Here is a 22,509-nt window from a genome sequence, read left to right on the forward strand (position 1 = left end):
TTGCCACGGTTTAAGCCAGATGCCTATTAGAGGTTGCCTTCTACGGCAAATTCTTTCACTCGAAAACGGTCTGGTGTCACCCCTGATATTTGCTGGAACATTGCAATAAAAGCGGATGCCGAACTGTATCCAACATCAAGTGCGACTTCATGTACACTCTTCCCTTTTTCTAGCCCTGCAACCGCATGTAGGTATCGCAAGCGTTGGCGCCATTCACTAAATGACATCCCTAGCTCTTGTTGGCAGCGTCTTGATAACGTGCGTTCCGATGTGTAATAGCGTTTCGCCCATTGTGCTAATGTCGTGTTATCGGCTGGGTCGCTTTGTAACTCTAATAAAATGGGGGCAAGAAATTTGTCTTTTGAAACTGGTAAATAGGTGTCTTGGCAGGAAGACAATGGAAATTGGTCAATCAACACATGCGCCAAACGCAGGTCTTGCTCGGTTTCAGGTTGAACAATACCGCGTTGGTACATATCCGTCATAATTGATTGAAATATAGGGCTAAGCTTAATCACACAAGGCCGTTGAGCAAGCACTTGGTTGTATTCATGTGAAAAATCTATGATCCGAAATTTGACACTTTCTTTATTAAAGCTAGCATGGGAGATGTTGGCAGGGATCCAAATGCAAAATTCTGGTGGCGCTAAATAATGTTGGCCTGCCACCTCCATTTCCATGATGCCACAAACCACATACAGCATTTGTCCAAAAGGATGTGAATGGGATTTATACTCAGTGAGAGCCGCTGTTTGCTCGTGACGAAAAGCCACCAATTCGGGCTCTACGATATTACATTCACTAATTTGCCAGATGTCTGATTTTAAGTTTTCCATAGTCCTGTCTGAAAAGCGTTATCGATTGTCTGATTATCAGTATATATAAAAAATCGGACAGATGTATACTAGCGCCCATTCAATATGGGAGAGTGTTTTAATGAAAAATCTTCTTTTTCCGCTCATTGCGGTTTTATTATGGTCAGTTAACGCCATTGTTAACAAAGCGGCGTCAACTGCCATTGACCCTGCGGCAATCTCATTTTACCGGTGGGCACTGGCATTTCTTGTCATGACCCCTTTTGTATTACGTTCTGTGCTTCGAAATTTTAAAATGGTCATGAAACATTGGTGGCAACTCGCCATTTTAGGCGCTTTAGGGATGATGCTATACCAAAGTTTGGCTTATTATGCCGCACACAGTGTGAGCGCCACCTTCATGGGAATTATGAACTCGATGATCCCATTATTGACCGTCATTATTAGTATCTTTGTGCTACGCGTTATTCCTACCGTAGGGATTGTGCTCGGTTCAATTCTCTCATTATGTGGATTAGTGTGGCTAGTGAGCCAAGGAAGCCCAAGTGCGTTATTCTCTCAAGGCTTAGGCCAAGGGGAAGCCATGATGTTGGTTGCCTCTGCAGCATACGCCCTGTACGGTGTTCTGACTAAGCGTTGGTCAATTCAGTTATCGAGTTGGGATGCACTTTACGTTCAAATTTTCTTTGGCGTGATCATGCTACTCCCTAATTTCTTATTCGCTGAAGATGTCTCTCTGAACAGCCAAAATATTGGTTTAGTGATGTTTGCGGGTATTGCCGCTTCCATTATTGCACCTGCTTTATGGATACAAGGTGTCATGCGTCTTGGTGCGAATACAACCTCTATTTTTATGAATCTCGCCCCTGTTTTCACTGCCATTATCGCTATTTTCGCCTTAGGTGAAGAATTAAAAAGCTACCATTTAATCGGTGGTGGAGTGGTATTGCTTGGGGTCATGTTAGCGCAACAATTACGCACTCCACTGACAGAATTATTCCGCCGTGAAAAAAAGGTGGTTCAAGAGGATTCTTGCCAGTAGAATAGAATTATAAAAGCAATAAATGCAATGTCGTCACTCATATGCCCCACACCGTGGGGCTATGTTTGAAATCCCCTCTATTTTTTCTTCATTTTCCCGTTAGTTTTCTTCACCATTCATACTTTGTGACATTTAAAATATCTTCAATTCACCTTTAACTCGCTCATCATTGATATGTTTTATCGGATTACCATGTTCCAGATAAGGGAAAATCCGATTGAATCTTCTAGGATTACAATTAGACTTAAACAAAATCAAATACCTCTTTAGGAGTAGCAACTCCACTCAATAAGCCATGATAACGCGATAAACCTAAATGGAGCGTGGCAAGTAACCACTATAATAAGGAATAACAATGACTAAGGCGTTTAAAGTTGGGTTGTTCATATTGATAATAATTGCTGTAGCCACTGGCATTTATTTTATCAATAACACCAACTCATCCTCTCCCTCCCAATTAGGCTATGATTTATATCAACAAGGTGAGTCTCAAGCTGCATTTGAACAGTTCCAAAAAACAGCAGAGCAAGACGCACAGTCCGCTTTTGCATTAGCCATGATGTATAAAGACGGTATTGGTACAAATGTCGATGATGTGGCAGCTCAACACTGGTTAATTAAGGCAGCAGAAGCTAACAATAAAAATGCATTATATAACCTTGGTTTTTTCCGCTATAAGCACATGATAGAAGACACTTCTACAGATGAAAACGGGTTAACTTCTTTAACGAAAGCCGCTGACCTCGGTGTAAAAGAAGCACAAGAAATGGTTGGTGGTATTTATTTAGCTGATAAATACGAAGAAGTTCCGCAAAATATTGAACTTTCTCGCCAATATTTCACTTTAGCTTCTGACCAAGGCTCAAAACTGGCCAAATTTGCTTTAGGTTATATCGCCCATGACTTTGACAATGACAGTAAGAAAGCCGTTGATATATTAACACCACTTGTCAGCAACGATTTTCCCTTACCCGCTATGCTGCTTGCCTCGATTTATAAGGATGGCGGTAACGGTGTACCACCGAACCCATTACTCGCTAAAAAGTACGAACGCCTCTCTTTCTCCTCTGCATTAGAATACATTTCTGACGCAGATGAATTAGAACCAGGGCCTTTATCATTGTATGGTTCACAAACAGAAGAAGAGAAGCAAGCGGTCATTACTAATTTAGAGGAACGGGCGAGCCGTGGTGATGAGAACGCCATCTATGTGTTGTACCAAAAATACATGACTGGCGATGGTGTTAGGAGAAATAAAAACCGTGCAATGGCTTATATCCGCCCCCTTGTAGACGCAAAACAACCTAAAGCCTTATTTTTAAATTACCAAGCCGACAAAGATCGTATTCAAGATTTAACTGATGCCGCTGATGGTCAATATCCTCCCGCGATGTATCAAGCCTATAACGTGTATTCTGGCCGTACATTTAGCGATGTTAAGCGAAATGATGCTTTAGCTGAAAAATATCTCACCGCTGCCGCAGACCTTGGCGATTTAAACGCACTTGTTACCATCAACCAGAGAGCAATTTCCAGTTACGATTTTCCAAACAAAAAACTGAGTGATATTGTCGCCAAATATACCCCTATTTTAATGGAAAAGTACCCGAACTCCGCAGAAGCGTTAGAGGCGGCAAGTGATGTTTATAGTGTTAAAGGTAGCCCATTATTTTCGCCAGAAAAAGCCTTCGCCGCGTTAGAAAAAGCAAATCGCATTGACCCCAATTATGATGCTCAGATGCAATTAGCGCGTTATTATATTAATGCTTTTGGTACTAAGCAGGATGTGCAGAAAGCCGCTAAATTACTCATCGACAACCTTAATGAAAACGGTTACCCATCAACCGCTGAGCGCTTATTGGTTCAAATATATTATCGCTATGATATTAAAGCACTTATCGATGAAAAAACGATTATTGATATCCTCAAAGAAGATATAATTAAACGCGAAAATTATTCCTTAGCTTATTTATATGCTGACTATTTACTAAAGGAAGATGCTGAGAAAAATAGTGATCAGGCTTTTGATTTATATGAAAAATCAATCAAACAAAATTATAATAGCCAGGTTTATTATGCTGCTGCATTATTAAAATATCGACCAACAGAGATCGATAAAATCGCTAACCTGATTAGCAATGTACTCTATTCATCTCAAGCACAAGCTGAATTACGTCCACATGAGCTACAAACCGCCCAAGATGTTTTATTAAAAGTGGGTTTAAATCGCGCTGATACAAAAGCAATATTGGTAAAAATGGCGTTATACGATAACCATGCCGAAGCACAAAAATTAATTGAACCGCTTATTAATAATGATGCTGATATCACTTATTTATATGGGATAAACAAACTTAATCAATTAACGAATGTTGACACTTTAAGTGATGCTGAAATAAAACCATTGTACGATTATATTTTAAAAGCCGGAGAATTAGGTAGTTCATCAGCTTATTTATATATCGCACAGAACCTTGATGGCGTCACTTACCACAATGATAAGGCATATTATAAATCTCGCTTCCAACAAATTACTGGGCTTACCGTAAAAGATTTAATTCCTCAATATAAAAAATGTGCGGCACTGAAGAACAACCGTTGTTTATATGAATTAGGGGAAATTTATCAAGAAGGTAACTACGGGGAAGATGCCAATTATGATACTGCCCTTTTCTATTACAATCAGATTTCTGATCCTGATTTTAGCTTCTTAAAATCACGTAAAAGAGAAATTGAAAAATCCAAAGCTTCATTTGCCAATATTCTAGAAAAAGTGAAACAGAATGACCCAGATGCGTTACGTACACTCGCAAATGCTTATAAATATGGTAACTATGGGCAGAAAATCGACCAGAAAAAATGGCTTGAATATCTAGAGAAAAGTGCAAAACTCAATCAAGAAAGTGCACTTGAAGAACTTATTGATTATTACCAGCAAGATCAATTTATCAATACAAATAAAGCCAAAATCTTAGGTTATTACGCCCAATTAGCCGCTATTGGTAGTCAAGACTATACCCGTAAACTGGCACACCAATATTTAAAAGGCAGCCAGCTTGTTGATATCAATCGACAAAAAGCACGTGAGTATTACCTGAAAGCAGGAAGTTGGGGCAATGAATTTATCAGGTATATGGATGATTATGATATTGGCATGAAAATGCTCAATGACAGCCCTTCTGCGAAATACAAAGTGGGTCGAGCTTATTTCTATGGGCGAGGTGTCAAAGAAGACTTTTGGGAAGCGGCTAAGTACCTAAAACAAGCGAGTGATGAAGGTAATGACTACGCCATCGCACTCTATAGTGAAATGCGATATATGGGCGTACTGAATGAAGAAAAAAACGCTTGGGTAATGGAACCTGATTGGGATGAAGCTATTGTTTATCTAAGAAAACATTCTAATCCAAAACGGGTTGGTGATTATATTGAAGCCTATGAAACCCTCGTGGTCCCTGCCCAAAAAGGCGATATAAGCGCTTATATTAAACTTGGCGATTGGTATAGTACGCGCGGCCGAGATCTCGCAGCGCAAGATTGGTATAAGAAAAGTATCGACGCTGGCAATTTAGCTGCTTATCAATCTCTTGATTCCGTGACTGAAGATAACCAAACAAAACGCCAAAATTATATTGATGGCACAGCGAAAGGTGACCTTTTCTCTAAAGTTCAATTAGCCGAAACGTATTTATATGATAACAAAATTCTCACGAACTCTCCTGAATATGATTTAGCGATTCAATATCTACAAGAAGGAATGAAATCAAGCGATAATAAGCTTTCGAATGAAGCCTTTAATGCATTGGGGGATTTATACAAAAATGGAATTGAAGATAAAAAAAGGGAGCTCAATCGTCCCAAAGATCAACAAAAATACTTAGCGCTGCTGTTAAGTGAAGAAAATACTCGTACCCAAGCTTTAATTGACCTTTATTACTATTATGTAAATAGTGATAACGCTAAAGCCTTAACCTATTTACAACGGGCTTACGATAAGGGTGATTTAGCGGCAACGAAAAAACTCTATCAAATCTATTATCCCGGCCAATATTGTAGTAACAGCGATAATGTGGATATGGATAAAGCGAGCCGATATTTGAAGGAATGGATTGAAAAAAGCAATTTCCAGAAAAATACCGACAAACATTATATTCATTATCCTGAGAGCCTTTCCGAAGAGATGGGAACCACCTATTTAAAAGGCGATTGTAATGTTGAACAAAATATCGACAAAGCCATCGAATGGTACCAAATTTCGCTAAATTACCATCCTACTCATGCACTTGGTTCGATTTATAAGGCTTATGTCGAAAAAGGCGATGCCAAGCAAGCCTATTACTATGCATTACAACTTGATAAAAAACCAAGTTCTATTGAGCTAATGGATACACTTTCAGCGCAAGATAAACAAGCGGTTGAGCAACAAGTTGCCGATGAAAAAGCCTATGAGAAATATGGCCGCTTTGCCGAGCAAATTGAAAAACAGCGTGTCGAAGCTGAGGCAGGCGATAAAATGTCAGCCTTCTCATTAGGTATCGCCTATGCCCGTGGTGAGCACGTGCCTGAAGATACGCAAAAGATGATCTATTATTATGAATTAGCAGGGAAAAATGGCTATCCTCGCGCTTATAACATTTTAGGTAATCTGTATCGTAAAGATAACGAGCGCGGCATTGAAAAAGACTTCCCGAAAGCGCTTTATTACTTTGATTTAGGCGCACAACAAAATGACAGTAACACGGCCCACCTCGCCGGCGATATGCTCTACTTTGGCCAAGGCATACCAAAAGACTATGTTAAAGCGGCTAAATACTACGATATAACAGACCTAGAACAAGGCACCCACCATGCAATGGCAAAATACAAACTTGCTTATATGTATTATAACGGCTGGGTCGGTAGCAAAAGTAAAGAAGATATCCAAAAAGCCCATGACTACCTTGAACTGGGTGCTAAATACCTCGACAAAGACTCAATCAAAGCATTAAAAGAATGGGACTTTAGTATGTTAAATCAATAAGCCATAACGCTAAGGCGCTAATTAACTTTAGCGCCTTCATCCATCTACAATCATCATTTTTACATCCACCAAAATCGTCTTTTATAGCAGCTACTTATAATATAACTAAAAAATTATTAGCTAATGATTTTGAGTTATATTAATTAAATTTTCATATTAAATAAAAATTAGTCCTCCTCCCATCGTTAGATTATATTTTATTTGCGTCTGCATATCGGCAGATTTAAATAATCTATTAACAAGGAGTGTTTACTATGATTTCAACATTTAATAAATCGCATAAATCATTGGGAAGTATAAAAAGCCAAGATATATATAAGGAGATAGACTATTCAACAATCTTATCTATTAGTAAAAAACCACCCACAAATACCATTTACCTAGAAAAAACATATCAAAGTGTTCGAGAAAACGTAGAACAAAATAGTATAAACATTCGCCACTTAATGAATAAAATTGATTATTTAAAACGTAAATTTAAAACGGCGGGTTCTGATGAATTGAATGAATTAAAAAATATAGAACATACACTTTCCGTACAAGCCGAAAACCAAGAAAAAAACTTCGAAGCGCTACAGTTTTTACACAGTAAACAGACAAACAAGCAAGGCTATTATACGATTTCAGAAATTTCAGAGTCTATGAGTCTCAATAAGTCCCATTTAATTGACCGATATGAAGCCGATTTATTGAGTTTACAGAATGATATGGAAGACCATTTTATTTCACCTGATGAAATTTCACATCAAAAAAATCCTATTATTCTAAATGCCATCAGTTCAGAACTTAACCAAATTAATGCTAACCTAAATAATAGTTACCATTTATCGCGAAAATATCTGCATAAAACCACTGAAAACATGCAGTCTAAGCTTACCTTGATGCAAAAAGCACTCTACGCAGAAGGAGATATACATAATTTATACAATGATGCTAAAGAAAGTAAAAACAACGTAGAAAAATTGCTAAAGAAACTTAATAATGATGGAGTAATGCACTCTGCTAGCAATAATACTATCAATAAATTGATAAAACATACGACAAAATTAAATACTCAATATGCAAAAATTCAATATTTACACCATAGTTTTGATAAAATAAAAAGCTTTGAATACTTGGATGATGTTCATAACCACATTGAACAAGACAACGGTTTTAACAGTAACTACCTTGAAAAGAATTTCAAAAACAATAAGGAGTTTAAGCTACTTACTGAGTTATCAAAATCCATTGATAATTTAAAAACATTAAAAATTAATGCCCAAAAAAAATTAGATAATCATATCTTATCCATTAATGCGCTATTCACATATGGCTCTGACCGACAAACAAAATACCAACAAGACATTCAAAATAAATTAGAAAAGTTGTTCGACAAAATTGAACTACGTATCAACATAGAAATGAAAAAAGACGCCGGTTTATATTACGACCAGTCCACATATTTGATCCATCGGTCTCAGCTAGAAAGAAACATACTAAATATAAAAGAAGATTTAGAAAATTACATCATTGAAAATAGACTGTTAGCTCAGGAGAAAAATACCCGTGATAATATTGAAGAGTTAGCGACCCAGTTTTCTGATGAATTTCTTAGAACAAAAACACTACAAAAATTTATTAATTTAGAGTTTAATAATCATCTACAACAATTTTCTCAGCCAAAAAATAAGCTAGGTTCTTACATTAATAACTTTGGTGAAAATACAGATAATATCTACATGCTAGCCGTGGAAAAGAAGCTATTGAAAAATGAAATAAATAGTTTAATTTCTAACATTCGTATAAAGATCCCCTTAAAATCAGCGTCGTCTACAATTGATGAAAATACATATTATCAAACGGTTCAATATAAAATGTATTCCTTATTAAACTTAACTGAGCAATTAGGCGCGTTATCAAAACTGTACGACTCAAAAGGACATTCAGAAATACGCGAATTCATTAATGATATACATGCTTTAGAAAAACAAATTGCTCAGACCGAGAAAGAGATATCTCTATACATTTATACCCACTCAGAAAATAAAGACAAAAAATCAATTTCTTCAGAAGTTACACCTTTACTTATTGAATTAATTAACAAAAAAACAAAAATCATATCAATTGAAACCACGATTAACAAGAACTCGGATAAAATCAACCTCAACGTCGTTGATAACGATGGAAATGATAAAGACCTAGGAGCGTTATTATCATCGATCATCGCTGAGTTTCCACAAGACACGATTGCGAGTGATGTTAACCACCAACCCTTGCATAATAAATCAATGCCTATATTTGCCCCATCACAATATTAACGCGTATTCTCATTAGATTTACTATTTCACTGCGATTGAAACCACCTACCGTATTGGGTGGTTTTTTTTAAAAAGGCGCTTGGCTAACTTTGAATGCGATTCGAACTAACAATCCATTGAGTAATTTACTTTTTAATAATTGAGGTTCAGAACCATGATAGCGCGCAATATCTTTTACGAGCGCCAATCCAAGCCCCGCGCCTTCCTTCCCTAAGACATTATTTAAACGTGTAAATGCTTCCATTGAACGGTTAATTTTAGGGGGGCATTCCAAATTACAATTCTACTTATACAAGCCGCGGAGCTATCTGAATATTATTGAAATAAAAAACCCATCAAATAAAATCGTTCCACTTTTAAATATATAGTTAGATTTTAAAAATCATCTTTGAATACCAAACAATATTTCAAATGATATCAATAATACTTTCATACCAAATAAAAATTAGTCACATCATTTTAAGTAGGTTATATTAATTAACTACGACCACAGTGATGAAACATTTAAAAACCATTAACATGGAGTGTTTACTATGATTTCAAATTTAACCCTAAATACTAACCAAGAATTACAACAGAGTGAAAATAATACTAATATATCTGAGATATTACGTGAGAAAGAATATCTAACTGCAGTAAGAGATAACTTTATTTCTAACGTATATAATTATATTCCATTAAAATCTGTCACATCTAATGTCAGCGAGGAAAACTATTGTCAAACGATTAAATATGCATTGTTAAATATCACTAATCAACGCTTACAATTAAATAAAATACAAAAATTGAAATCAGAATCTGTTGATACTACATATTTACTAGAAGAAAAGCTTGCTAATACAAAAAATGACCTCGTGACATACATTCAAGACCACTCAGAAAATAATGATTCAAATTTGATTTCCCAAGACATATCAGCTTTGCTCGATGAAATCTACAATACAGATCTAAAAATAGAATCAATAGAGACATTTATTAATAAATTAGAAAATGACACAGCGCTAGCTATAGCTAATATTTTTCTTAATGAAGACAATACGTTAGATTCAGAATCATTATTATCATCCTCAATAGCAAGCCTCGAACAAAACACGATAACCTGTGATTTTAAACACGAACTTTCAAATAACAAACTACCGCAGATACTAATGTCAATGCGCAACTAAACGTATCTAGCTTTTACTGCGTTTAGACTTTGTCACCAGAGAAACGCCTTAGTAAGGGCGCTTTTCTTACCACGGCGCTTGGCTGGCTTTAAATGCGATTCTAACCAATAATCCATTAAGTAATTTACTTTTTAATAATTGAGGTTCAGAACCATGATAGCGCGCAATATCTTTTACGAGCGCCAATCCAAGCCCCGCGCCTTCCTTCCCTAATGCATTATTTAAACGTGTAAATGCTTCCATTGAACGGTTAATTTTAGCATCAGGGATCCCTGGCCCTGAGTCCTCCACTTCCAAGACCCAATGAAAATGGTCGTCACTACTGACCACTCGGACGGTGACCTCCCCATTTTCAGGTGTATATTTGATGGCATTATCAATTAAATTTGCACACATCTCTGCGAGTAAAATCGGTTCTCCTTTGATCCATGCCGTTTCTGCGCCTTCATAGCCTAAGTCAATATTTTGGCTTTCTGCTTGGGATAGCCGAGTAAAACAGACTTGATGAACAATTTCGACCAAATTTATGGCTCGGTACTGTGCAATGGCCTCTTTTTCATGAGCTTTTAATCGCGATAGCTGCAAAAGCCTATCAGTCAGAACAATCGTATTATCGAGTGTTTTTTCAATGGCTTGTAAACTCTGTTGCCGTTGGGTTTCATCTGTACTATTAATCGCCACAGAAACTTGCGTTTTAAGCACCGTAAGTGGAGTTTTAAGCTGATGAGAAGCATCTGCACTGAATCGCTCTTGTCGTCTAACCATCCGCTTTAGGCGGGAAATATACCGGTTTAATGCATCAATAAGCGGTGATAAATCAGACCACGGCAGTAAATCTGGCAATGGCGTTAAATCATTAGCAGAACGCCCTAACATTAAATGAGACAATTTTTTCAACGGTGCCAGTAACTTACTCAATAGGATATAGGCAAGAACCAAGGTTAACAACACCACTGTGCCTTGGCTCATCAAAGCAGAGATTAACAATTGGTTAGCGAGATCTTGTCGTGAATAGACCGTTTCCGCTACACGGATTTCAACCATCCCCGTTATTCCATCTTCATTAATAGGTTGATAAAACGCAGCAATACGGATAGGCAAGCCCTTATACTGCGCATCATAAAAATAAACTAGCGCAGTATAATGCTGTGAACGCATCCAATAAGCGGGAATTGGCGGCAAATCGTCATAACCGGAGATAGTTTCACCGTCAGGGGAGATTACTTGATAAAAAATTCGGTCATTATTATTTAGTTCAAAACTATCAAGCACGACATAAGGCACACTCACAGAGAGGTGCCCATCGATTACTTGCAAACGTTCTGCAACTGTCCGTGCTGAAGCTAATAAGGTTCGGTCATAGGCTAAATTTGCGGCATTTTTTGCACTGTAATAGTGGGTATAAACCGAAAAACTGCCCAATAAAATGAGGGGGATACCGAAAAAGAGCAGCAACTGATGAAAGAGAGAGCGTGGATGAGAGACTAATTTCATACACTACACTGCTCTAATCGGTATCCCAATCCGCGTAAAGTATTGATATTAACATCTGAACCGGCAAGCTTTTTTCTTACACGATGAACATATAATTCAATACTTTGTAAATTGGCTTCATCAGATAACGAAAAGACCTGTTCAAATAATTGCATTTTAGAAACAGGACGTCCTCGCCGATGAAATAATGTGTTTAACACCGCATATTCTCTTGGTGTTAAGCCGAGAGGCTCTTCGCCTAATAAAAAATAGCCATCCTCATGGTAACTCAGTAATCCAAACTGTTGTGACTCATTGACTTTCCCTTGGCTGCGTCGCAATAAAGCACGAAGTCGCGCTTCTAATTCCGCAATGTCAAAAGGTTTTGTCAGGTAGTCATCAGCCCCCGCATTTAGCCCCTGTACACGGTCGGCCACGTCTGAATTCGCCGTTAATAACAAAACAGGGGTTTCTTGATGGCGTTTACGCATTTGCGCTAATACCTCAAGCCCACTCATTCTCGGAAGTGATACATCTAACACGACTAATTCATAGTGCTCAGTCTGCAATAGTTGGTCCGCTATTGCGCCATCACTGGCAACATCAACCGCAAACCCAGATGATGATAACGCTTTTTGTAACCATAATGACAATTCGTCATGGTCTTCAACCAATAAAATTCTCATGCCGCATACTCATTATAATTATTTATCAGTATACGTTGGCATTCCATTGGATGAATGGAAAGCAAATGTGACCATTTTTACTGTGTCCATCACAACTATTGCTAACAAACACTATTAACGTGATTAATTTAACATTAAATTAACATAACAAAAAAGTAAAAATACAAAACAATCTGATATATATCACATAAAAATAATAATATTTGTTAATGAAAGGTAAATGAAAGCTTCATCGGGCAATGATGTCATACGAATACAACAAGAAGTAAGCAATTTTTACCTCTAATTATTGTCTTAGTAAGGAAAAAAGAATGAAAAAATTCACACTGAAGGCCTTAGCAACAGCAATATTTTTAGTTGGCATTAACTCTGCAAACGCCCTACCCGAACGTACAGAATGTATTGCCCCCGCCAAACCTGGCGGTGGTTTTGATTTAACCTGTAAGTTAGTACAAGTATCTCTTCTTGAAACCAAAGAAATTGAAAAACCGATGCGCGTGACCTATATGCCAGGCGGTATTGGCGCGGTCGCTTATAACGCGATTGTTGCTCAGCGCCCTGCGGAACCCGGCACCATCGTTGCGTTCTCCGGGGGGTCATTGCTCAACCTTGCACAAGGTAAATTTGGCCGCTATAACGAAAATGATGTGCGTTGGCTTGCCAGCGTTGGCAGTGACTACGGCATGATTGCCGTTCGAGCTGACTCCCCTTATAAAGATCTCAAAGATTTAATGGATACCTTCAAAAAAGACCCTAATAGCATCGTATTTGGGGCGGGAGGATCTATTGGTAGCCAAGACTGGATGAAAACGGCTTTACTCGCAAAAGCGATAGACATTGACCCTCGCAAAATGCGTTATGTCGCTTTTGAAGGAGGCGGTGAAACCTTAACCGCGCTGCTGGGTAACCATATTCAGGTACTTTCAGGGGATATCAGCGAAATGACGCCATATATCAATGAAGGTAAAATTCGTATCCTTGCCGTCTACGCAGACAAACGCCTTGGTGATGGGTTATCCGATATCCCTACAGCAAAAGAACAAGGGTATGACATTGTCTGGCCAATCATTCGCGGTTTCTATATGGGTCCAAAAGTGTCTGATGCAGATTATAACCAATGGGTTGAAGCCTTCCAAAAATTGCAACAAACCGACGAATTCAAAAAACAACGCGAACTGCGTGGTTTATTTGAATACAACTTAACCGGGCAAGAACTCGATAGCTATGTCAAAAAAGAGATCGAGCAGTATCGTGAACAAGCCCGTGCTTTCGGTTTAGCCAAATAACGGAGTGAACGATGAGCCAACGCATATTTGCCATAGTTTGGCTAATACTGTGTGCTATCGGAATTTATATTGGCTGGGGGATCCAAAGTGAGTTTACCTACGAACCACTGGGCCCCCGCCCTTTTCCGGTTGTCATACTCTCCTTAATGGCGCTTTGTGCTCTTGCCTTATTATTTGGCAAGCAAGAAGCCGTTGAGTGGCCAAAACCCTATGTATTACGCCGTTTAGTTTTATTAGTCGTTGCACTCGTGATCTATGCATGGGCTTTTGAATGGTTAGGATTCCCAATTGCAACCACTTTACTCACCATCAGTATTGCCCTGCTATTTGGTGCGACGCCCATCGCCGCGATTATTTCAGGCCCTATCTTAGGTATCTTTTTGTTCTATGCCTTTGATAAATGGCTAGATGTAACCTTGCCTATTGGCAGCTTGCTAAGTTAAGGAGCGAAATCATGGAAACTTGGATGTATCTATCTCAAGGTTTTGAGGTCGCACTGGTTCCTCAAAATATCTTGATCGCCTTAATCGGCTGCTTTATTGGGACTATCGTGGGGATGCTTCCCGGCCTCGGCCCTATCAATGGCGTCGCAATTTTGCTGCCGTTGGCTTTTGCACTGAAATTACCTGCTGAATCTGCATTAATCTTACTCGCCACAGTTTATTTAGGTTGTGAATATGGCGGACGTATATCATCAATCTTACTCAATGTTCCTGGCGATGCCGCTGCCATCATGACCACGCTAGATGGTTATCCTATGGCAAAACAAGGAAAAGGTGGTGTCGCGCTCTCTATTTCTGCGGTCAGTTCGTTCATTGGTTCAACAATTGCGATTGTAGGGATAATTCTATTCGCTCCCTTGCTTGCGCAATGGTCACTCGCCTTTGGCCCTGCCGAATATTTCGCCTTAATGGTTTTTGCCATTGCCTGCTTAGGTAGCATGATGAGCCAAAACCCAATCAAATCACTATTGGCGGCCTTAATGGGGTTATCACTCGCCACAGTCGGAGTGGATGCCAACTCTGGGGAATATCGTTTTACGTTCGATAGCGTACATTTATCGGATGGTGTGCAGTTTATCGTCGTAGTTATTGGTTTGTTCTCTGTCAGCGAAATTTTATTGATGCTCGAAGGCACAGCGACAGGCCAAGGTCTGATCCGCAAAACAGGCCGAATGCTGTTCAATCGCAAAGAAGCTAAAGCGTGTGCTGGCCCGGCTTTACGTTCTTCTTTTATCGGTTTCTTTGTTGGCGTTCTTCCGGGAGCGGGAGCCACCATTGCCAGCGCTATCACTTATATGACGGAAAAGAAAATCAGTGGTGAGAAAGGGGATTTTGGTAATGGCGATGTTCGCGGTGTCGCAGCACCAGAAGCGGCCAATAATGCCTCTGCCTGTGGCTCATTTATCCCAATGTTAACCCTTGGTGTGCCGGGTTCAGGAACCACAGCGGTCATGATGGGGGCGCTAACGCTCTACAATATCACCCCAGGCCCAGGGATGTTTACTGAACAACCTGATATTGTTTGGGGGTTAATTGCGGCTCTGTTGATTGCTAACGTAGTCCTACTCATCATGAATATTCCATTAATTGGCTTATTCACGCGTATGTTAACGGTGCCATTATGGTTTTTAGTCCCTGCTATTGCTTGCATTTCTGCTGTAGGGGTGTATGCCGTTCACAGTACAACGTTTGATTTGTTACTGATGATGGGGCTAGGTGTATTTGGGTTTATTCTACGAAAAATGAACTTCCCACTTTCACCATTAATTTTAGGGTTTGTACTCGGTGAAATGTTAGAACAAAACTTACGCCGTTCACTGTCCATCAGTAATGGTAATTTCGATATTCTTTGGAGCAGTACGATTTCTCAAAGTTTATTAACACTTGCGGTATTAGTACTAATTCTACCACCGATTATAAAGCGTATTCGTAAACGTAAACAATCCACTGTCTCATCGTAATTAAGTGTTCATACAATCTCTGTAAAACTTTGCCCCAGTGTATTTGGGGCATTTTTTATTAATAAGTAGAGAGTCTTATATAGCTAAGTAAAACCACATTTTCATCACGAGTTCCCTCGCCATAATAGACATACTTTGATGGCGAACTAGTGATAGTACTTGGCCGCTATGGAGCATTTCTATGTAGTGGAAATGGATTCTCAATATTATGTATTTTACTAATCATTTTACTAAATTTACTGCGAATATAACGAGATAATGCCTTGCCTAAAATTTTAAAATCCTGCATCCAAATAGCCGCATGAAACCTTGTTACACTCATATAATTTCCTCTATTCATCTAAAAATTGAGCTAATATCATGTCACTGTTTTGGATAAAAAAATTTAATAAAATGATGTATCTTCACTCAGTCATTAATAAGTCATTGATTAAGATAATGACGATATATTGAATAGCGTCAATCAATTATTTTAGTCATCTCATTTATTAAAACATAAAACACAATGTTCGATAGATTACTTTTCGTCCTTTTTAACATCCAGCCGAAACCGCTAGCGTATACGCGTACCATTGATGTCTATGGCGACCGTTACACTATTCATAGCCAAAAACCCGTAACTATCACGGAAAAAGACAGCGGTTATATCGAAATAAAAGCGCTGGGTAAAATACATATTTTTTGTGGTAAAATTCTGCATATCAGCGTAAAGAAAAATACCACTTTGGTGACTATTGGTTGGTCGAAAGGCAAAAGTCAAATATTTGAAGTGCGTAAAAATGTGAAAGAAACTGCATATCGAGTGAATTCAAATAATTCGAGTTCAAGCTACACGCCCCCTTATTATGACTGCGCATCCAGTGATGATAACCACCGCTCAAGTAGCCATTATTGTTCTAATGATAACTCAATTTCTGATTGTTCATCATCCGATTCAGGGGGAGCTGATGGCGGAGGTAGTGATTAAACAAAAAAACGAGAACCGAAGTTCTCGCTTATTTAATACCTTAGGCTAATACAAATTACGCTTTGTATTTGCTCATCACTAATGTGGCGTTAGTTCCACCGAAACCGAAGCTGTTAGACATGACGGTTTCCAGTGCTTGTTCCGTTGGTTTAGTCACGATGTTCAAGCCAGCAGCTTTCTCGTCTAAGTTTTCGACGTTAATGCTTGGTGCAATAAAGCCGTGCTCTAACATCAGTAAGCTGTAAATCGCTTCGTGTACACCCGCAGCGCCTAATGAGTGACCACTCATCGCTTTCGTTGCAGAAATTGCAGGCGAATGGCTACCAAACACTTCTTGGATAGCTTCTAACTCTTTGGTGTCACCCACTGGCGTTGACGTACCGTGTGTGTTGATATAATCAATTTTATCAACGCCCTGCATTGCCATTTGCATACAACGCACCGCACCTTCACCTGAAGGGGCAACCATGTCTGCACCGTCAGAGGTCGCACCATAGCCGACAATTTCAGCGTAGATATGTGCACCACGCGCTAACGCATGTTCTAATTCCTCGACAACAACGATACCGCCACCACCTGCGATAACGAAACCATCACGGTCTTTATCGTAAGTTCTTGATGCTTTGTCTGGCGTTTCATTGTATTTAGTCGACAATGCGCCCATCGCATCAAACTCACAGGTCATTTCCCAGCTCAGTTCTTCACCGCCACCTGCGAAAACCACATCTTGTTTGCCTAATTGAATTAATTCAACCGCATGACCGATACAGTGCGCTGATGTTGAACAAGCAGAACTGATTGAGTAGTTTACACCTTTGATTTTGAAAGGCGTTGCTAAACAGGCAGAAATACCCGATGCCATTGCACGGGTCACCATATATGGGCCCACACCACGTAAACCTTTCGCACGCATACCGTCAGAACCCGCTACTTGGTTACGTGGAGAACCACCACCCGAGCCTACAACGATACCTGTGCGTAAATTTGAAACTTGTTCTTCAGCTAAACCTGAATCCGCAATCGCTTGTTCCATCGATAAATAAGCATAGGCGGAGCAATCACTCATAAAACGGAAAATCTTACGGTCGATTAAGTCTTTTGGGTCTAAATTTTTGACATTACCCCAGACATGGCTACGTAGCCCTGCCTCTTTGAATTCTTCTGAGAAAGTGATCCCGGAACGACCTTCCTTCAGAGAAGCCAGTACTTCTTCCTGGTTATTACCAAGGCTGGAAACAATACCTAGACCAGTGATGACTGCACGCTTCATTCGTTACCTCATGTCTATAATTATATGATTGCGGGATTACAGGGTGTCACTTTAGCTTACACTTGTACGCTGAACAAGTCCGATCAGGGTAAATATTTGTATTTTTTTCTTTGTGACGCGAATGAGACTTTTTTATGAAGGTAGCCTTACACCGATATCAGCGGTAAAATTTAGGAATTATATAAACAATGTAGGCTTATCGTGAAAAAGAACGCTGTACAAACCGCACGCCTAAGTTGGAATGACGAAGGCACCCCCATGTCTGAACAGTTTGCAGATATCTATTTTTCTAACCAAAATGGCTTAGAAGAAGCTCGCCATGTTTTTTTGCAAGGAAATCATTTTCCTGGCCGTTTTGCTACGCACCCTTCTGCAACCTGTGTAATTGCCGAAACAGGGTTTGGTACCGGTTTGAATTTTTTAGCATTGTGGCAATCTTTTAATCAATTTAAAGCCGCAAACCCCAATGCAACATTACAGCAATTGCATTTCATCAGCTTCGAAAAATACCCATTAACAAAAACAGATTTAATCGCAGCACATCACTGTTGGCCTGAACTTGCTGCCTTATCGCAATCCCTTTGTGATAGCTGGCCACAAGCTTTACCGGGTAACCAGCGGATCATATTAGAAAATGGCCATGTCATATTAGATTTATGGTTTGGCGATGTTAATGAGCACATTTCTTTACTGAAAAATAATTTAAACAATAAGATAGATGCATGGTTTTTAGATGGTTTTGCCCCCTCAAAAAATCCCGAAATGTGGAGTGAACAGCTGTTCACTAACATGGCAAACTTAGCCCGCCTTAATGGGACTTTTGCCACATTTACCGTAGCAGGCGCGGTCAAGCGAGGCCTACAACAAGCTGGCTTCACCCTTAAAAAGGTCAAAGGCTTTGGCAACAAGCGAGAGATGTTAACGGGTGTATTAGCCGAAAAAGAAATTGATATCCCAACGCCTTGGTTTGCAAGACGAAAAGCAGATAACCCAGCTGATGTCGCTATCATTGGTGGTGGGCTCGCCAGTTTAGCAGCGGCCTACGCCCTTCATCATCGCGGTGCAAAAGTTACCCTATATTGCCAAGACGTCCAAGTTGCGCAGAATGCTTCAGGTAATCGCCAAGGGGCTATTTACCCCTTACTCACTGGCACTAACGACCCCCTTGAACGCTTTTTTGTCAGCGCTTTCCCTTTTGCCTCTCGTTTTTATCATCAGCTGGCCAAACAAGGGCTCGCATTTGAAGGTCAATGGTGTGGTGTGAGCCAATTAGCCTATAACGACAAAGTGGCTCGCAAAATAGCAGGAATGTTAGAAACCGAGTGGCCGGCTGATTTTGCGATTGGTAAAAATCGTCAGCAACTGAGTGATATTTGCGGCGTTGATGTCAACCATGATGGCATTCATTATGCTTCTGGAGGATGGCTGTGCCCTGCTCAACTGTGTGAGAGTTTGCAACAATATTTGCAACAACAGGGAGTCAACTTCTGTTTTGAACATAGTGTCGTTGAATTAAAACAAACGGAACAAGATTGGCAGTTATTAATTGAAACGGCACAATACAAACAGCTAACACGTGTTCACTCAACAGTCATCATTGCTAATGGGCACAAGTTGCGCCAATTTACACAAACCGTTAATTTACCCATTTCACCTGTGCGTGGGCAAGTCAGCCATATTCCAACCAATCATACGCTACAACAGCTGAAAAATGTTTTGTGTTTTGAAGGGTATTTAACGCCAGCCGATGCCTCTGGCGCGCAACATTGCTTAGGCGCTAGTTATCAGCGTGAACGACTTGATTTAGATTATAGTGAGGAAGAACAACAAGGAAACCGCCAAAAACTGGTTGATAACCTACCCGATGTGACTTGGCCTAGGGATATCGATATTTCCCAGCAACATTCACGCCAAGGTATTCGTTGTGTTATTCGTGACCACTTCCCTTTGGTAGGAAATGTGCCTGATTTCGAGCAACATTTGGCGCACTATCATGATTTACCGACTAAAATCGCCAAGCAACAGCCCATCGCCCTAGCGCCTGTTCACCCAAATTTATTTATTTTTGGTGCATTAGGGTCAAGAGGGTTATCAACCGCCCCACTTTGTGCAGAATTACTTGCCGCCCAAATTTTTGGGCAAGTGCTCCCATTTGACGATGAAACCCTTGCAGAACTCAACCCAAACCGTTTTTGGGTAAGGAAATTATTATTAGGTCGCCCTATTAAACTCCCTTATTAATACATTAAGTTAATGAAATAGCCATTGCACAGCGGTCTTCAGCTGCAAACCCTGCATCGACCTCAGATTGTAAAATAGCCTGTAACTCGGTGGTTAGCTCATTAATTTCAAGAATTTTAAAACCTAAGCGTTGGTAATAAGGTGCATTCCAAGGCACATCACGGCAAGTGGTCAATGTCACTACCGTGATCTTGCGTGCCAAAGCGGCATCAAGAACCTGCTTAATCAACTTTTTACCCAGCCCCTGACCTTGCCATTGCTGGCAAACAGAAACCTCACAAATATGCAGGCTATGATGATGATTTTCAGCATTGATAAAGCCAATTGGTTCATCACAATCATTCACCACAACCCATTCTAATTGCGCTGAAATAAAGCCGAGGTGGTCTTGCTCTGTTTGTCCCTCTCCCTCAGCAAGCCATTGATATTTTTCGACACTCGAGAACGCCTGCCCTGCAGAAGCTTCTACAGCAGGAAGGTGCTTGGCATCAAAGGGGGTTGCTAAACGAATATTCGCCATAATGTTTACCTACAACAAAATTTAGCTAACAAAAAAGCGGGTTTCCCCGCTTTTCATGCAGAACTCTATAAAATTAAATTGCGTTATTTAATAAGTTTTTCCACATATCTAATACCAATACTTGGTCTGGTGGCGTCAATTCGCCTGCTTTGATGGCATTTTGAATACTGACTTCAACACGTTGGTATAATGCTTCAGAACTGGTTTCGTTTTCTTCTTCCAGTTCAGCTACAGCAAGGGTTAAGTGACCACGCAAATAGCCGCCAGCGAAGAGCTCATCATCACTCGCGTGTTCAACCATATCATCAATTTTCGTTAGTATGCGTGTTTCTAAATCCGCAAGCATGCTTAATCCTTACTATATTGTGTGTTCATTAGGCAAAAATATCTTCCGGGTAAGGAAAAGCTTCTGCACAAAGAGGTGGCGTATTGTAAAACAATTGTAACGCATTAATAAAGCGTAATGGGCGCTCAGGGATGCCATTTTCTAAATAAAGCATCACTTGGGCATGAACTTTGCGCATAAACGCAATGCGGTCAGGCTCAAAATCCCCTTCTAAGTTGTCACAACTGACATTAAATGGAATGCCAACAGCAACACAAAACAACCAATCAAGTGCTTGAGGTTTGATTTCCACCACTTCAAACTCACACTGTGTTTTTTCATCTCGCCCATCAGGGCAATACCAATAGCCGTAATCAACTTGTTGGCGCCTTGCTTCCCCTGCGATACACCAATGTGAGATTTCATGTAATCCACTGGTGAAAAAGCCGTGTGCGAATACAATTCGGTGATAAGGCACAGCCTCATCTGCGGGTAAATAAATGGGTTCATCATCCCCTTTTACCAGCCTAGTGTTATATGTCACACCAAAGCATTCATCAAAGATATTGATTAGATCCTGATAATTATGTGTACTCATGAATAATTTAAATCATCTTAAAATAATGAGAGAAACCAAGCTTTAATCACGTCACCATGGCTATCATGGAGTAATTTAATACTCATCAGCAACGAAATCACCACGATCATCGGCCTGATCAGTTTCTGTCCTTTGGTTAATACCAAACGCGCACCTAAGCGAGCGCCAACCATTTGGCCAATTAGCATAACAAAACCTAATGCCCAAAGAACATGACCCCCGATAATAAAAAACACTAAAGAGCCGAAATTAGAGGCAAAATTAAGTAACTTCGCATGTGCAGTGGCTTTGGCAAGGTTATAGCCAAGCAACAAAACATAACCTAACGCTAAAAATGAACCGGTTCCGGGACCAAATGCTCCATCATAAAAACCCAGAGTCATCCCAATTGCCACCCCGAAAAATGGCATACTAATACGTTGTTGGCGGTCTTGCACACCAATTGATGGCGTTAATAAAAAGTATAAACCGACACAAATCACCAAAATAGGCAACAGTTGTTTTAAGAACGCAGTGTCAATCATTTGAATGACAATCGCACCCAACATGGCGCCAATCATCGTCATAATGAACGGAAACAGTTGTTCTCGTAAATCTATTGCTTTACGCCTGACGAAATAGAGTGTTGAAGAGAACGAACCGCCAACCGCTTGCAATTTATTGGTCGCTAAAGCTTCAACAGGCGTTATTCCTACAGATAACAGGGCAGGGATCGTTAATAGCCCCCCGCCACCAGCGATAGAGTCAATAAACCCTGCAAACAGCGCAACAAAGAAGAGTAAAGCATAAACTTCAGGTGCAACGGCAGTTAGCCAATCCATTTTACTATCCAAAAAG

At 39.8% G+C, this 22,509-nt stretch carries 17 protein-coding genes and 1 pseudogene; 9 read left to right on the top strand and 9 right to left on the bottom strand.

What is annotated here, in order from left to right; all coding sequences use genetic code 11:
- Window positions 1–26 precede the first annotated feature (26 nt).
- A complete protein-coding gene (locus M0M83_RS12595; protein ID WP_213913216.1) occupies window positions 27–836 on the bottom strand; it encodes a helix-turn-helix transcriptional regulator in 810 nt (269 codons plus the stop codon).
- A 100-nt stretch (window positions 837–936) separates the two neighbouring features.
- Between M0M83_RS12595 and M0M83_RS12600 the strand changes: the two genes are divergently transcribed.
- The 3 genes from M0M83_RS12600 to M0M83_RS12610 all read left to right on the top strand — a co-directional run bounded on the left by M0M83_RS12600 (window position 937) and on the right by M0M83_RS12610 (window position 9,177).
- Complete coding sequence (locus M0M83_RS12600) at window positions 937–1,857, top strand: DMT family transporter (RefSeq protein ID WP_248466668.1); 921 nt, start codon at window positions 937–939, stop codon at window positions 1,855–1,857.
- A 355-nt stretch (window positions 1,858–2,212) separates the two neighbouring features.
- On the top strand, window positions 2,213–6,877 hold the full coding sequence (locus M0M83_RS12605) for a tetratricopeptide repeat protein (protein WP_248466669.1): 4,665 nt from the start codon (window positions 2,213–2,215) through the stop codon (window positions 6,875–6,877).
- 254 nt (window positions 6,878–7,131) lie between these two features.
- Window positions 7,132–9,177 carry a hypothetical protein gene (locus tag M0M83_RS12610; RefSeq protein ID WP_248466670.1) on the top strand — a complete coding sequence of 682 codons (2,046 nt, stop codon included), beginning with the start codon at window positions 7,132–7,134 and terminating at the stop codon, window positions 9,175–9,177.
- Between the two features lie 67 nt (window positions 9,178–9,244).
- On the opposite strand, the pseudogene M0M83_RS12615 reads toward M0M83_RS12610, so the two are convergent.
- A pseudogene (locus tag M0M83_RS12615) lies at window positions 9,245–9,433 on the bottom strand (histidine kinase); the annotation flags it as partial.
- A 277-nt stretch (window positions 9,434–9,710) separates the two neighbouring features.
- Here M0M83_RS12615 and M0M83_RS12620 point away from each other — a divergent pair.
- Window positions 9,711–10,343 (top strand): hypothetical protein, encoded by a 633-nt coding sequence (locus M0M83_RS12620; protein ID WP_248466672.1) that lies wholly within the window; start codon window positions 9,711–9,713, stop codon window positions 10,341–10,343.
- Window positions 10,344–10,409: 66 nt separating this feature from the next.
- Here M0M83_RS12620 and M0M83_RS12625 read toward each other — a convergent pair whose 3' ends face one another.
- Complete coding sequence (locus M0M83_RS12625) at window positions 10,410–11,837, bottom strand: sensor histidine kinase (protein ID WP_248466673.1); 1,428 nt, start codon at window positions 11,835–11,837, stop codon at window positions 10,410–10,412.
- Window positions 11,834–12,502, bottom strand: a complete 669-nt coding sequence (gene tctD / locus M0M83_RS12630) for a transcriptional regulator TctD (protein WP_094962689.1) — start codon at window positions 12,500–12,502, stop codon at window positions 11,834–11,836. The genes M0M83_RS12625 and tctD overlap by 4 nt, the downstream gene beginning before the upstream one ends.
- A gap of 311 nt (window positions 12,503–12,813) precedes the next feature.
- Between tctD and M0M83_RS12635 the strand changes: the two genes are divergently transcribed.
- The 4 genes from M0M83_RS12635 to M0M83_RS12650 all read left to right on the top strand — a co-directional run bounded on the left by M0M83_RS12635 (window position 12,814) and on the right by M0M83_RS12650 (window position 16,718).
- The gene (locus M0M83_RS12635) at window positions 12,814–13,788 is read left to right on the top strand and encodes a Bug family tripartite tricarboxylate transporter substrate binding protein (RefSeq protein WP_125891335.1); all 975 of its coding nucleotides are present in this window, start codon (window positions 12,814–12,816) and stop codon (window positions 13,786–13,788) included.
- An 11-nt stretch (window positions 13,789–13,799) separates the two neighbouring features.
- The gene (locus M0M83_RS12640; protein WP_213913212.1) at window positions 13,800–14,231 is read left to right on the top strand and encodes a tripartite tricarboxylate transporter TctB family protein; all 432 of its coding nucleotides are present in this window, start codon (window positions 13,800–13,802) and stop codon (window positions 14,229–14,231) included.
- Window positions 14,232–14,242: 11 nt separating this feature from the next.
- Complete coding sequence (locus M0M83_RS12645) at window positions 14,243–15,751, top strand: tripartite tricarboxylate transporter permease (protein ID WP_213913211.1); 1,509 nt, start codon at window positions 14,243–14,245, stop codon at window positions 15,749–15,751.
- Between the two features lie 505 nt (window positions 15,752–16,256).
- Window positions 16,257–16,718 (top strand): hypothetical protein, encoded by a 462-nt coding sequence (locus M0M83_RS12650; protein WP_248466674.1) that lies wholly within the window; start codon window positions 16,257–16,259, stop codon window positions 16,716–16,718.
- A 55-nt stretch (window positions 16,719–16,773) separates the two neighbouring features.
- On the opposite strand, the gene fabB is transcribed toward M0M83_RS12650, so the two are convergent.
- Window positions 16,774–17,988 (bottom strand): beta-ketoacyl-ACP synthase I, encoded by a 1,215-nt coding sequence (gene fabB / locus M0M83_RS12655; RefSeq protein ID WP_125891339.1) that lies wholly within the window; start codon window positions 17,986–17,988, stop codon window positions 16,774–16,776.
- 201 nt (window positions 17,989–18,189) lie between these two features.
- Here fabB and mnmC point away from each other — a divergent pair, with 201 nt between their 5' ends.
- A complete protein-coding gene (mnmC, locus tag M0M83_RS12660) occupies window positions 18,190–20,229 on the top strand; it encodes a bifunctional tRNA (5-methylaminomethyl-2-thiouridine)(34)-methyltransferase MnmD/FAD-dependent 5-carboxymethylaminomethyl-2-thiouridine(34) oxidoreductase MnmC (protein WP_248466675.1) in 2,040 nt (679 codons plus the stop codon).
- A 4-nt stretch (window positions 20,230–20,233) separates the two neighbouring features.
- On the opposite strand, the gene M0M83_RS12665 is transcribed toward mnmC, so the two are convergent.
- The 4 genes from M0M83_RS12665 to M0M83_RS12680 form a co-directional block, all read right to left on the bottom strand.
- Entirely contained in the window at window positions 20,234–20,749 is a 516-nt protein-coding gene (locus tag M0M83_RS12665; protein ID WP_213913208.1) for a GNAT family N-acetyltransferase, read from the bottom strand.
- A gap of 73 nt (window positions 20,750–20,822) precedes the next feature.
- Window positions 20,823–21,095, bottom strand: coding sequence for a YfcL family protein (locus M0M83_RS12670; RefSeq protein WP_004257217.1), 273 nt, complete (start codon window positions 21,093–21,095; stop codon window positions 20,823–20,825).
- Between the two features lie 28 nt (window positions 21,096–21,123).
- Window positions 21,124–21,672 carry an elongation factor P hydroxylase gene (locus M0M83_RS12675; protein ID WP_125891342.1) on the bottom strand — a complete coding sequence of 183 codons (549 nt, stop codon included), beginning with the start codon at window positions 21,670–21,672 and terminating at the stop codon, window positions 21,124–21,126.
- Between the two features lie 17 nt (window positions 21,673–21,689).
- Window positions 21,690–22,493, bottom strand: coding sequence for a TSUP family transporter (locus M0M83_RS12680; protein WP_004912371.1), 804 nt, complete (start codon window positions 22,491–22,493; stop codon window positions 21,690–21,692).
- Between the last annotated feature and the right edge of the window lie 16 nt (window positions 22,494–22,509).

The sequence above is a fragment of the Providencia rettgeri genome (genome assembly GCF_023205015.1).
GTDB lineage: Bacteria > Pseudomonadota > Gammaproteobacteria > Enterobacterales > Enterobacteriaceae > Providencia > Providencia rettgeri_E.

Coding starts and splice junctions, on each gene's coding strand:
- M0M83_RS12595 (WP_213913216.1), bottom strand. CDS start 836: ATGGAAAACTTAAAATCAGACATCTGGCAAATTAGTGAATGTAATATC.
- M0M83_RS12600 (WP_248466668.1), top strand. CDS start 937: ATGAAAAATCTTCTTTTTCCGCTCATTGCGGTTTTATTATGGTCAGTT.
- M0M83_RS12605 (WP_248466669.1), top strand. CDS start 2,213: ATGACTAAGGCGTTTAAAGTTGGGTTGTTCATATTGATAATAATTGCT.
- M0M83_RS12610 (WP_248466670.1), top strand. CDS start 7,132: ATGATTTCAACATTTAATAAATCGCATAAATCATTGGGAAGTATAAAA.
- M0M83_RS12620 (WP_248466672.1), top strand. CDS start 9,711: ATGATTTCAAATTTAACCCTAAATACTAACCAAGAATTACAACAGAGT.
- M0M83_RS12625 (WP_248466673.1), bottom strand. CDS start 11,837: ATGAAATTAGTCTCTCATCCACGCTCTCTCTTTCATCAGTTGCTGCTC.
- tctD (WP_094962689.1), bottom strand. CDS start 12,502: ATGAGAATTTTATTGGTTGAAGACCATGACGAATTGTCATTATGGTTA.
- M0M83_RS12635 (WP_125891335.1), top strand. CDS start 12,814: ATGAAAAAATTCACACTGAAGGCCTTAGCAACAGCAATATTTTTAGTT.
- M0M83_RS12640 (WP_213913212.1), top strand. CDS start 13,800: ATGAGCCAACGCATATTTGCCATAGTTTGGCTAATACTGTGTGCTATC.
- M0M83_RS12645 (WP_213913211.1), top strand. CDS start 14,243: ATGGAAACTTGGATGTATCTATCTCAAGGTTTTGAGGTCGCACTGGTT.
- M0M83_RS12650 (WP_248466674.1), top strand. CDS start 16,257: ATGTTCGATAGATTACTTTTCGTCCTTTTTAACATCCAGCCGAAACCG.
- fabB (WP_125891339.1), bottom strand. CDS start 17,988: ATGAAGCGTGCAGTCATCACTGGTCTAGGTATTGTTTCCAGCCTTGGT.
- M0M83_RS12665 (WP_213913208.1), bottom strand. CDS start 20,749: ATGGCGAATATTCGTTTAGCAACCCCCTTTGATGCCAAGCACCTTCCT.
- M0M83_RS12670 (WP_004257217.1), bottom strand. CDS start 21,095: ATGCTTGCGGATTTAGAAACACGCATACTAACGAAAATTGATGATATG.
- M0M83_RS12675 (WP_125891342.1), bottom strand. CDS start 21,672: ATGAGTACACATAATTATCAGGATCTAATCAATATCTTTGATGAATGC.
- M0M83_RS12680 (WP_004912371.1), bottom strand. CDS start 22,493: ATGGATTGGCTAACTGCCGTTGCACCTGAAGTTTATGCTTTACTCTTC.